Origin of the sequence: Candidatus Accumulibacter sp. ACC007 (assembly GCF_907163205.1) — a bacterium.
Taxonomy (GTDB): Bacteria; Pseudomonadota; Gammaproteobacteria; order Burkholderiales; family Rhodocyclaceae; genus Accumulibacter; species Accumulibacter regalis.
This window is the reverse complement of sequence record NZ_CAJQUD010000007.1, coordinates 17316-29650: the sequence shown is the minus strand read 5'-3', so window position 1 is coordinate 29650 and position 12335 is coordinate 17316. Positions and strand designations below refer to the sequence as shown.

Annotated in this window: 8 protein-coding genes; 3 read left to right on the top strand and 5 right to left on the bottom strand. The window is 64.8% G+C overall.

The window, feature by feature from the left end; all coding sequences use genetic code 11:
• Positions 1–66: 66 nt before the first annotated feature.
• Positions 67–435, bottom strand: a complete 369-nt coding sequence (locus QZ634_RS15820; RefSeq protein ID WP_291990014.1) for a DUF2782 domain-containing protein — start codon at positions 433–435, stop codon at positions 67–69.
• Positions 436–673: 238 nt separating this feature from the next.
• Between QZ634_RS15820 and polA the strand changes: the two genes are divergently transcribed.
• From polA to QZ634_RS15805, 3 genes are all read left to right on the top strand, one after another.
• Positions 674–3433, top strand: a complete 2760-nt coding sequence (gene polA, locus QZ634_RS15815) for a DNA polymerase I (protein WP_291990012.1) — start codon at positions 674–676, stop codon at positions 3431–3433.
• 118 nt (positions 3434–3551) lie between these two features.
• Positions 3552–4949 (top strand): glutamate decarboxylase, encoded by a 1398-nt coding sequence (locus QZ634_RS15810; RefSeq protein WP_291990011.1) that lies wholly within the window; start codon positions 3552–3554, stop codon positions 4947–4949.
• 75 nt (positions 4950–5024) lie between these two features.
• Positions 5025–5705, top strand: coding sequence for a glutathione S-transferase family protein (locus QZ634_RS15805; RefSeq protein WP_291990142.1), 681 nt, complete (start codon positions 5025–5027; stop codon positions 5703–5705).
• 165 nt (positions 5706–5870) lie between these two features.
• On the opposite strand, the gene QZ634_RS15800 is transcribed toward QZ634_RS15805, so the two are convergent.
• The 4 genes from QZ634_RS15800 to meaB all read right to left on the bottom strand — a co-directional run bounded on the left by QZ634_RS15800 (position 5871) and on the right by meaB (position 12321).
• Positions 5871–7283 (bottom strand): tail fiber protein, encoded by a 1413-nt coding sequence (locus QZ634_RS15800; protein WP_291990009.1) that lies wholly within the window; start codon positions 7281–7283, stop codon positions 5871–5873.
• A gap of 406 nt (positions 7284–7689) precedes the next feature.
• Positions 7690–9678 carry an acetyl-CoA carboxylase biotin carboxylase subunit gene (gene accC, locus QZ634_RS15795; protein ID WP_291990007.1) on the bottom strand — a complete coding sequence of 663 codons (1989 nt, stop codon included), beginning with the start codon at positions 9676–9678 and terminating at the stop codon, positions 7690–7692.
• 19 nt (positions 9679–9697) lie between these two features.
• The gene (locus QZ634_RS15790; RefSeq protein WP_291990005.1) at positions 9698–11230 is read right to left on the bottom strand and encodes an acyl-CoA carboxylase subunit beta; all 1533 of its coding nucleotides are present in this window, start codon (positions 11228–11230) and stop codon (positions 9698–9700) included.
• 92 nt (positions 11231–11322) lie between these two features.
• On the bottom strand, positions 11323–12321 hold the full coding sequence (meaB, locus tag QZ634_RS15785) for a methylmalonyl Co-A mutase-associated GTPase MeaB (RefSeq protein WP_291990003.1): 999 nt from the start codon (positions 12319–12321) through the stop codon (positions 11323–11325).
• Positions 12322–12335 lie beyond the last annotated feature (14 nt).

Below are 12335 nucleotides of genomic sequence, written 5' to 3'. Positions count from 1 at the left end.
TGTAAAAAGTGGTGGCAGACGCTGCTGGCAGGGCCGGGCCAGCCGGCGCCGGTCACCAGCCGCGCGTCAGAAGGTGCCAATCACCCATTGCGGGACGCTGACATCGGGAGAGCCCATCGTCGTCTGGGTGAAGTTGCCGTCGCCGTTGCGGTCGATCAGATAGTAGGGAACGCCGTGTGCGGGGGTCACCTTGATCTTGAACAGCTTGCCGTTGATCCGGTGTTCCTCGATGGTGTCGCCTTCGCGTTTCTTGATCGTCACCTCAGGTTCGAAGCTGGCGTCGAGTGGCGCCATTTCGGGTGGCGGTGGCGGGACTGCCGGCAAGGGCTGCGCGCTGGCTTTGTCCTGCGCCAGTGCGGGCAGGGTGGCGAACGTCAGGACGAGGGGTGTGCACAGTACGACGAGCACGAAGAGGGCGGTCTGGATGCGGCGCATGGGGACGTTTCCGAGTGGTTGAGCCAACGGTGAGCATCATCGGCCAAAGTCGCGCTCAGTACAAGATTGGCAAGTCATCGGCGCTGATCTCGGTGGCCGCGCGGAAGTCTGCGATAATGCTTGCGGATTTGCCAGCACTTGATCGCCGGCCAGCGATTTGCCCCAGCCATCGCGCTGCGGCGAGCAGGTTTTCACTCGCTGCGCTTCGCTTCCCGTTCGTTTCGCTCTCTCGCCGCTGATGCCCACCCTGCTCCTGGTCGACGGATCGTCCTACCTTTACCGTGCCTTCCACGCCATGCCCGACCTGCGCACGACGCGCAGCGAGCCGACCGGTGCGCTGCACGGCGTGCTGAACATGCTGCGCCGACTGGAAAGCGACTACCAGGCAACGGACGTCGCTTACAAGGCCTGTGTCTTCGACGCCAAGGGGCGGACCTTCCGCGACGACTGGTACCCGCAGTACAAGGCCAACCGGCCGCCGATGCCCGACGACATGGTCTGCCAGATCGAGCCCCTGCATACCGCCATCGCCGCGCTCGGTTGGCCGCTACTGAGCGTCGACGGGGTCGAAGCGGACGACGTGATCGGCACGCTGGCGCGCCAGGCAGCGGCGCAGGGCGTCGCCGTGGTGGTGTCGACCGGCGACAAGGATCTGGCGCAACTGGTCGGTCCGCATGTGCAGCTGGTCAACACGATGAGCAACGAGGTGCTCGACGAAGCCGGCGTGCTCGCCAAGTTCGGCGTTCCAGCCGAGCGCATCGTCGATTACCTGGCGCTGGTCGGCGATAGCGTCGACAACGTTCCCGGCGTCGACAAGGTCGGCGCCAAGACGGCGGTCAAGTGGCTCGGCCAGTACGGCTCGCTCGACGGCGTCATTGCCGCCGCGGCCGATATCGGTGGCGTTGTCGGCCAGAACCTGCGCCGCGCGCTCGACTTCCTGCCGCTGGCGCGGCGCCTGGTCACCGTGCGCTGCGACCTCGAACTGCCGTTGGCGCTGGCCGACCTCGGGCCACGCCCGGTCGACCGGGAACGTCTGGCCGAGCTGTTTGCCCGCTACGAAATGCGCTCCTGGTTGCGTGAGGTGCAGGAGGGGCCGGATGGCGGCGCGGCGGCGGGCAGGGCGCCGCCACCAGCGCTGACCCCGCCGGCGCAGCCGGACCTGCTGGCCGACGACGCGCACCGTGCAGGCTACGAAACGATCCTCGACGAGGCGGCCTTCGAACGCTGGCTGGAGAAGATCAGCGCCAGCCCGTTGACCGCCCTGGATACCGAAACGACCAGCCTGGACCCTTTCGCAGCACGCATCGTCGGCGTCTCGCTGGCCGTCGCCGAAGGCGAGGCGGCGTACCTGCCGCTTGCCCATCACTATCCCGGCGGGCCGGACCAGTTGCCCTGCGAGGCGACCCTGGCGCGCCTGAAGCCGTGGCTGGAATCGGCTGCGCACGCCAAGATCGGCCAGAATCTCAAGTACGACCAGCACGTCCTGGCCAACCACGGCATCGCGCTGGCCGGCGTCGCGCACGATACGCTGCTGCAATCCTACGTCCTCGAGTCGGGCAAGGACGGCGCCCGCGGCCACGACCTCGGTCGCCTGGCGACGCGCCATCTCGGGCTGGCGACGATTCCCTACGAGGAGCTGTGCGGCAAGGGCGCCAGGCAGATCAGCTTTGCCCAGGTGGCCATCGAGCAGGCCGCCGAATACGCTGCCGAGGACGCCGATCTGTGCCTGCGCCTGCACGCGCGGCTGCATCCGCAGATCACCGCCGATGCCGGCCTGGCGCGCGTCTACGCGACGATCGAAATGCCGGTGCGCGACATCCTGTTCCGCATGGAGCGCACTGGCGTGCTGATCGATGCGCAATTGCTCGCCGCGCAGAGTGGCGAGATCGGCAGGCGCCTGCTCGAGCTGGAAGCGCAGGCGCACGCGGCGGCCGGGCAGCCGTTCAATGTGAACTCGCCGAAGCAGCTGGCTGAAATCCTCTTCGGTACGCTGGGACTGCCAGTGAAGAAGAAAACGCCGTCGGGAACGCCGTCGACCGACGAAGAAGTGCTCTCGGAGCTGGCGCTCGACTATCCGCTGCCCAAGATCCTTCTCGAGTCGCGACAGCTGGCCAAGCTCAAGGGCACCTATACCGACAAGTTGCCGAAAATGGTCAATGGCCAGACCGGGCGCGTGCATACCAGTTACGCGCAGGCGGTGGCGGTCACCGGTCGGCTGGCGTCGAGCGATCCCAACCTGCAGAACATTCCCGTGCGCACTCCCGAAGGAAGGCGTATCCGCGCGGCGTTCATTGCCCCGGCGGGCAGTTCGATCGTCTCGGCGGACTATTCGCAAATCGAGCTGCGCATCATGGCTCATCTCTCGCAGGACCCGCGCCTGCTGGAAGCCTTTGCGCAGGGGGAAGACGTGCACCGGGCAACCGCCGCCGAGATTTTCGGCGTTGCCTCGAGCGACGTCGGCCCCGATCAGCGGCGCGTCGCCAAGGTCATCAACTTCGGCCTGATCTACGGCATGAGCGCCTTCGGACTGGCGCGCCAGCTGGACCTCGAACGCAGCGCCGCGCAAGCGTACATCGAGCGCTATTTCGCGCGTTACCCGGGGGTCGCCGGCTACATGGCGAGAACGCGCGAGATGGCCAGGACGCAGGGCTACGTGGACACCGTTTTCGGGCGCCGGCTGTGGCTTCCGGAAATTCGTTCCAGTCAGGCCGCTCGGCGCCAGGGTGCCGAGCGGGCGGCGATCAACGCCCCCATGCAGGGATCGGCGGCGGATCTGATCAAGTCGGCGATGATCGTCGTCCAGGGCTGGCTCGACGCCGAGCGGCTGCACACGCGCCTGCTGATGCAGGTGCATGACGAGCTGGTTCTCGAAGTGCCCGACGGCGAACTGGCGCGCGTGCGCGGCGAGCTGCCGCGGTTGATGACCGACTGGGCGAAACTGCGCGTGCCGCTGCTGGTCGACGTCGGCGTCGGCGCGAACTGGGACCAGGCGCACTGAATCCGGGCAGGCGGTCGCGGCAACGCCCTGTCTGCCGCTGGCCAGCGATGGCCGCGGAGAACGACCGCTTTTTCGTCTCTTGACAACCCGTTTCACCAACCGCGAAAGGCAGGAAAGCATGCCCCTACACGAGAAAGAAAGCGTTCGCGAGAAACTCGAAGACGAGGTGTACGCCTCGGCCGACCTGTCGGTCAGCATGCCGAAATACCGCTTCCCGGCGGTGGAACACGATCCCCGCCATGCCTACTCGGTGGTCCATGACGAGCTGATGCTCGACGGCAACGCGCGGCAGAATCTGGCGACCTTCTGCCAGACCTGGGCAGAGCCCGAAGTCCATCAGCTGATGGACGAGTGCATGGACAAGAACATGGTCGACAAGGACGAGTATCCGCAGACCGCCGAAATCGAGGCGCGCTGCGTGCACATGCTCGCCGACCTCTGGAACTCGCCGGCGGCGGCGAACACCGTCGGCTGCTCGACGACCGGTTCGAGCGAAGCGGCGATGCTTGGCGGAATGGCCATGAAGCGGCGCTGGGAGGCCAAACGCAGAGCGGCCGGCAAGCCGATCGACAAGCCGAATCTGATCACCGGTCCGGTCCAGATCTGCTGGCACAAGTTCGCTCGCTACTGGGACATCGAGCTGCGCGAGATTCCCCTGGACGGCGACCGCCTGCTGATGACTGCCGACGAAGTACTCGCGCGCTGTGACGAGAACACCATCGGCGTCGTGCCCACCCTGGGGGTGACCTTTACCTGCCAGTACGAGCCGGTGAAGGCGGTTGCCGACGCGCTCGATGAGCTGGAGAAGGAGCAGGGTCTGGACATCCCCATGCACGTGGACGCAGCCAGCGGTGGTTTTCTCGCGCCCTTCTGCGCGCCGGATCTGGTCTGGGACTTCCGCCTTCCCCGCGTCAGGTCGATCAACACCTCGGGTCACAAGTTCGGTCTGTCGCCGCTCGGTGTCGGCTGGATCATCTGGCGCGAAGCCACGGACCTGCCCGAGGAAATGGTTTTCTGGGTGAACTACCTGGGTGGCAACATGCGCGATATCGCCCTGAATTTCTCGCGGCCGGGCGGGCAGGTCGTTTGCCAGTACTATAATTTTCTCCGTCTCGGCCGGGAGGGCTACGGCAAGGTTCACAACGCCTGCTACGAAACGGCGGCCTATCTGGCGGCCAGGATCGCCAGGCTTGGGCCGTTCGAGGTCATCTACGGCGGCGACCGCGGCGCAGGAATCCCGGCCCTGTGCTGGAAGATGAAGGAAGGCGTCGATCCGGGCTTCAGTCTTTATGACCTCGCCGATCGCCTGCGCAGTCGTGGCTGGCAGGTGCCCGCGTACGCGCTGCCGGCCAATCGTCAGGATCTGGTGATCCAGCGCATCCTTGTTCGCCACGGCGTCAGCCGCGATCTGGCGACGCTGCTGGTCGAGGACATCCAGCGGGCCATCGATTACTTCGGCAAACACCGGCTGCCGACGCCAATGAGCGCCGCCGAGGCGTCGGGATTTCATCACTGAGAAAGGCGCGCTTCGCCCCCGGCGTCGTCTGCCGTTCATGATTGTCCCGTCATTGAAAGGATCTTACCCATGTCCATGCAGCTCTTTATCGGCAACAAGAACTACTCGTCCTGGTCGATGCGCCCGTGGGTGCTGCTGCGCCAGGCGGAGATTCCGTTCGAAGAAGTGATGCTTCGCTTCGATTCCTTCACGCCCGACTCCCGCTTCAAGACCGAACTCGCCCGTCACAGTCCGGCCGGACGCGTGCCGGTGCTGGTGGACGACGGTTTTGCCGTCTGGGACACGCTGGCGATCGCCGAGTACGTCGCCGAGAAGTATCCCGATCGGCAGCTATGGCCCGCCGATCGGCAGGCACGCGCCCGCGCCCGCAGTGTCTGTGCCGAGATGCACGCCGGTTTCGGCGCCTTGCGCAGCCACTTCCCGATGAATATCGAGGCCAGCCTGCCCGAGGTGGGGCAGCGCGCCCTGCGCGAGCATCCGCCGCTGCGTGCCGACGTCGATCGGCTGGTACACATGTGGAGCGAGTTGCTGACCGCACACGGCGGGCCGATGTTGTTCGGCGCGTTCTCCATCGCTGATGCCTTTTTCGCGCCAGTGGTCAAGCGCCTGGTGAGCTACGCCGTTCCCGTTCCGGCCGCCATCGCGGCCTACGTCGAGCGTGTCCAGGTGCTGCCGGGGGTGCTTGCCTGGAGCGAGGGCGCGCTCGCCGAGCACGACTTCCTGGACTTCGAGGAGCCCTATCGAACGCGCGCCTGAGACGCGTCGCCGTGGCCGCGTCGCGCTTGCGACAGCTTGGGTCAGCGCGGCCCAGGATCATTGCGCGCTGAACACAAGCCCAAGTTCGGCGAGCGGCGCAGCGCCCGTCTGGACAGGCCGCAGCCTCCCCGGTGGTGCGTGCCGGGCGGAGGTGGTGAAAGGTGCTCAGGCGTGCTGCGGCTTCTTGCGTCGGCCGAGGCCGAGTCCGGCCAGGCTCAGGCTGAGAAGCGCGAGACTGGCTGGTTCCGGAACGGCGTTGGTGGCGGGCGAAAGGCTATGTTGATGGACGGGCAGATTGGCCTCGGTCAGCGTGTTCGAGTCACTGCCGAAGGTCTGGCCGACCGAGTAAGCAGTTCCGGAACCGACGAGGGTTCGTCCGCGCAGGTCCGGAAGGGCGAAGTTGGTTGTCCCGTTGCCTCCGTAGTTGGTGCCGAGCAGGGAGAAAAGCGCCTGGTTCTGGTTGATCGGCAGCAGTTGGCCGTTGGCCAACGCCCAGCCGCGCGGCGCGAAGTCGCCGGCGAACTCGACGATCTGACTCAGCACCGGGGTGAAGCTATCGAAGTCGTTGTTCCCGCCGTTGCCTGGAAAGATACCCTGGAGGGCGATGAGATAGTTCAAGGCCAGCGAAGGCTGGTCGTTATTGACCGCCGCGCCAGCGCCCGCGCTGCCGGTGTCCGGATCGCCGGCGACGGTGTGATCGTGTGCCGGCATTTGCGCGCTGCTCAGGGTCGTCGACTCGGCCCCGAATGCAGTCCCCAGCGGATGACTAGCGTCGGCGCCGACCGAAACCCGCCCGCGCAGGTCGGGCAATGCGAAGTTGGTGCTGCCGTTGCCGCCGTAGGTAGTCCCCAGGATCGAGAACAGCGCGCTGTTGCCGGCAATCGAAAGCAGGCTGCCGTCGGCCTCGAGCCAGCCACTGGGCGTGAATGTGCCGGCAAAGGTGGCGACCTGGCCGACGAAGGCCGCACCGACGCCGCTGCCGCCTGGCACGGGTGTGGCGCCGGTGGACGCGATCAGGCGGTGCAGAGGCAGCGACGGCTGCAGATTGTCGAACGGCTGGTTGCCGCCGATCGCGCCGGTGACCCCACCGCCCGATAGCGTGTGGTCATGGGCCGGTAGCTGCGCGGCGGTGAGAGACACGGTCGCCGAGCCGGTGGGGACACCGAGTGGCTGCGCGCCGAGCCCCGGGCCGGTTCCCGTTCCGACAACGGCTCGACCGACCAGATTCGGCAGCACGAAGTTGGTCGTGCCATTACCACCGTAGGTGGTGCCAAGCAGGCTGAACAGCGCACTGTTCTGACCGATGAGCAGCGACTGCCCCTGCGTCGCCACGCTGTTGCCAGGTGCGTAGTTGCCGGCAAAGTTATAGACGAATCCGAGCGTGTCACCGTAGGCAGTGCCGCCCGGATCGCGGGGCGGGAAGAGGCCGTTGAGGGTCATTACCTGGGTGACCGCCAGTGACGGCTGCGTGTTGTCGAGGGGCTGGCCGCCGCCGGTGATGCCGGTCGAAACGGAGCTTGCGTGCGCGCTGGCGAACGCCACGCACAATCCGGTCAAGAAAAAGCGCGCGACGCTCATTGTTTTTCCAATCATTCTGACAAGGGGCGAACAGCCGGTGCGATGTGAACATCGTCGGGCGGGGCTGCAAAGGCGAGCAGACGACCGCGCAGCAAACAGGACGTAGCACAAATCGCGCCATGTTCGCGTGCTGGTCGGGAAGTGATTGAATACGCTTTGCAAGGGAGTCAGATGCGGACGACCAGCACAGCACGGACGAGGGTGGGCTGTAAAAGTTCTCGACAGGCTCAAGCCCGCGTCGTCGTCCTTTGTCCACGCATTTCACGGCGTCAGCGGTCCGTACAAGCCGTTGGACAGGCGAGGTGGGCGCCGCTCCGGGGTCGGCGCCGTAGGAGCACGTGCGCCAGACGCAGGAAGCCCGCCTGACGGCGGGCTTCCATGGGAGCCAGGGGGTGTTACGACGAGCCTATTCGAACTCGATGATCACCTGATCGACCGACAGGCTTTCGCCGGCGGTGGCAACGATCTTCTTGACCTTGCAATCGCGTTCGGCCTTGAGAACGTTCTCCATCTTCATCGCTTCGATGACAGCGAGTTTTTCGCCGGCAGCGACCTGCTCGCCTGCCTTGACCGAGACTTCGCGCAGCAGGCCGGGCATTGGTGAGAGCAGGAACTTGGAGAGATCCGGCGGCACTTTCTTGGGCATCAGCGCCAGCATGCGGGCGGCATTGGCGGTCATCACCGTCGCCTTGACCTGCTTGCCGAAGTGGACGACGCGGTAGAGCAGGCCGATACGTTCGAGTTGCAGGCACAGTGGCGTGCCGTTACAGGTGCCGCGGAAAACCAGTTCGCCGAATTTCCAGTCGGAAACGAGGTCGTAGCGATCCGCGCCATAGGTCACCGAGTAGCCGCCAGGAATGGAGGTGACCACCACCGGGTAGTCCTTGCCGTCCATCTGCACCACCCAGCCACTGCCAACCTTGCGCTCGTGCCCCGGCATCTGGCCGCTGACCTGAACTGCCCGGTCGATGTAGCGGCGACGGCCGAAGGCGGCGACGGCGGCGAGCAGGCCCGGATCGTCGTGCACCACGTCGGCGGCGACGAAGCCGTTCGGAAACTCTTCGCTGATGAACGCGGTGGTGAAGATCCCCGAAAGAAAACGCGGATTCTGCATCAGCGCCGCCTGGAACGGGATGTTCGAGCCAATGCCGCGAATCACGAAGGCGTTCAGCGCGTCGCGCATGCGCCCGATGGCCTGCTCGCGGCTTGCCCCGTGGCAGATCAGCTTGGCGATCATCGAGTCGTAGTACATCGATATCTCGCCGCCCTCGAAGACACCCGTATCGACACGGACCTGTCCGTCGACGCTCTCCGGCGGCCGATACTTGACCAGGCGACCGATCGATGGCAGGAAGCCGCGGAAGGGGTCCTCGGCGTTGATCCGGCACTCGACCGCCCAGCCGTTGGGCTTGATGTCTTCCTGCACGAAAGGCAGCTTCTCGCCGGCGGCAACGCGGATCATCAACTCGACAAGATCGACACCGGTGATCATTTCGGTGACCGGATGCTCGACCTGCAGGCGGGTGTTCATTTCCAGGAAGTAGAACGACTTGTCGGAGCCGACGACGAACTCGACGGTACCCGCGCTCTGATAGTTCACCGCTTTGGCCAGTGCCACGGCCTGCTCGCCCATGGCCTTGCGGATGCTGTCGTCGATGAACGGCGACGGTGCTTCCTCAATGACTTTCTGGTGCCGCCGCTGAATCGAGCACTCGCGTTCGAGCAGGTAGACGGTGTTGCCGAAAGAGTCGGCGATGATCTGGATTTCGATATGGTGCGGTCCGTCGACAAACTTCTCGATGAACACGCGATCGTCGCCGAAGCTGTTGCGCGCTTCGTTGCGGCAGGCCTCGAAGCCTTCCGAGGCCTCCTTGTCGTTGTAGGCAACGCGCAGGCCCTTGCCACCACCGCCAGCCGAGGCCTTGATCATTACCGGGTAACCGATCTTCTGGGCGATGCCAACGGCTTCGGCGGCGTCCTCGATGGCCGCATTGTGACCGGGAATGGTGTTGACCTTGGCTTCCAGCGCCAGCTTTTTCGAGGCGATCTTGTCGCCCATCGCGGCCACCGAGTAGTGCTTCGGGCCGATGAAGGTGATGCCGTTGTCTTCGAGGCGGCGTGAGAATTCCTCGTTCTCGGAGAGGAAGCCATAGCCGGGATGCACGGCCTCGGCGCCCGTCTGCTTGCAGGCGTCGATGATCTTGTCGATGACCAGGTACGACTCCTTGGAAGGCGCCGGGCCGATACACACTGCTTCGTCGGCCATCAGCACGTGCATCGAGTCCTTGTCGGCTTCGGAATACACGGCGACTGTCTGGATACCCATCTGCTTGGCGGTCTTCATGACCCGGCAGGCAATTTCGCCGCGGTTGGCGATCAGTATTTTCTTGAACATCTCTATTTCTCCCCGTGGATCAAAGCGGAATGTTGCCGTGCTTGCGCCACGGGTTTTCCAGTTTCTTGTCGCGCAGCATGGCCAGCGAGCGGCAAATGCGCTTGCGGGTTTCGTGCGGCATGATCACGTCGTCGATGAAGCCGCGCGCTCCGGCGACGAAGGGGTTGGCGAACTTTTCCTTGTATTCGGCTTCGCGCGCGGCCAGCTTGGCGGGGTCGTTCTTCTCCTCGCGGAAAATGATCTCGACCGCGCCCTTCGGGCCCATGACCGCGATCTCGGCCGACGGCCAGGCGAAGTTGACGTCGCCGCGCAGGTGCTTGGAAGCCATCACGTCGTAGGCGCCGCCGTAGGCCTTGCGGGTGATCACGGTGATTTTCGGCACCGTGCACTCGGCGTAGGCGTAGAGCAGCTTGGCGCCGTGCTTGATGATGCCGCCGTATTCCTGGGCGGTGCCGGGCATGAAGCCGGGGACGTCGACGAAGGTCACCACCGGGATGTTGAAAGCGTCGCAATAGCGCACGAAGCGTGCTGCCTTGATCGAGCTCTTGATGTCCAGGCAGCCGGCCAGGATCAGTGGCTGGTTGGCGACGATACCCACCGTCGAGCCGTCCATGCGCGCGAAGCCGATGACGATGTTCTTGGCGTACTCACGCTGCAACTCGAAGAAGTCACCGTCATCAGCGACCTTGATGATCAGTTCCTTGATGTTGTACGGCTTGTTGGTGTTGTCCGGGACCAGCGTGTCGAGCGAGTAGTCGAGGCGCTCGGCGGAGTCCTGCGAGGGCAGGCGCGGCGGCTTCTCGCGGTTGTTCGACGGCAGGAAACTGATGAAGCGGCGCATCATCATCAACGCTTCGACGTCGTTTTCGAAAGCCAGATCGGCGACGCCGGACTTGCTGGTATGGGTGACGGCGCCGCCCAGTTCTTCAGCGGTGACGTCCTCATGGGTCACCGTCTTGACCACTTCGGGGCCGGTGACGAACATGTACGACGAGTCCTTGACCATGAAAATGAAGTCGGTCATCGACGGGCTATAAACGGCACCGCCGGCACAGGGCCCCATGATCAAGGAAATCTGCGGAACGACGCCGGAGGCGAGAACGTTACGCTGAAAGACGTCGGCGTAGCCGGCCAGCGAAGCGACCCCTTCCTGAATGCGCGCCCCACCCGAGTCGTTGAGACCGATGACCGGCGCTCCGACCTTGATCGCGTGGTCCATCACCTTGCAGATCTTTTCGGCGTGCGCTTCGGACAGCGAGCCACCGAAGACCGTGAAGTCCTGCGAAAACACGAACATCAGACGACCGTTGATCGTCCCGCAGCCAATCACTACACCGTCGCCGGGAACCGACTGGTCGGCCATGCCGAAGTCGTGACATCGGTGCTCCTTGAACATGTCCCATTCTTCGAAAGAGCCACTGTCGAGCAACAGCTCGATGCGCTCGCGGGCGGACAGCTTGCCCTTGCTGTGCTGGCTGTCGATGCGTTTCTGGCCACCACCCAGGCGCGCCGCCGCACGCTTTTCTGCAAGCTGGCGAATAATGTCGTGCATAAGGTTTACTCCCTAACGGTCGGGTCAATCAGAACTACTCAAACATCAGAACTACGCGTGCAAGTCGGACTATCCTGATCCGACTCGAAAATTCATTCCTTCATCTGCGTCAGCAGCCGTGACGCTGCCGCACCGGGCGTCGTCCGCCCCTCGGCGACGTCGCGCAAAAGATCGGGCAGCGCCGCGCGGACTGCCGGGTGGGAGCGAAAGTAGCGGCGCAGACCGGAATCGATCAGGCTCCACATCCAGTCCACCGCCTGTCGGCGGCGCTTTTGTTCGAATTCGCCGCTGTCGCTCATCAGGCGCTGGTAGCGCTCGATTTCGGCCCAGAACTCGGCGATGCCGCGCTTGCCCAGCGCGCTGCAGGTCAGCACCGGCGGCCGCCAGTTGGGGCTGGCGCTGCGCAGCATGGTCAGCGCCGCGCGCATCTGACTGCGCGCAGCGGCGGCAGCGCGTTCGTCGATATCGGCCTTGTTGAAGACGATCAGGTCGGCAATCTCGACAATTCCCTTCTTGATTGCCTGCAGGTCATCGCCCTGACTCGGCAGCTGCAGCAGGACGAACGCATCGACCATGCCGGCGACCGTTGTTTCGGATTGGCCGACACCGACGGTCTCGACGATGATCACGTCGAAGCCGCCGGCTTCGCAGAGGAGCATCGCTTCGCGCGTCTTGTCGGCAACCCCGCCCAGCGAACCCGAGGAGGGGCTGGGGCGGATGAACGCTTCGTCGCGCTGGCAGAGCAACTCCATGCGCGTCTTGTCGCCGAGAATCGAGCCGCCGGAGACCGACGACGACGGGTCGACGGCGAGCACGGCGACGCGCTTGCCGGCGTCGATCAGGTACAGGCCGAGCGATTCGATAAAAGTGGACTTGCCGGCGCCCGGTGCGCCCGAGATGCCGACGCGGATGGTTCGTCCGGTATGCGGGAGCAGCGCCGTGAGCACCTGTCGGGCACGACGCTGATGATCATTGCGCGTCGACTCGACGAGCGTGATGGCTTTCGCCAACGCTCGCCGACGGCGCGCTAGGACGCCGTCGACGAGATGCTGGTCAGCCGTGGCCATACCAGCGGTTGAAGAGTGGGTCATATCCATGGCTGACA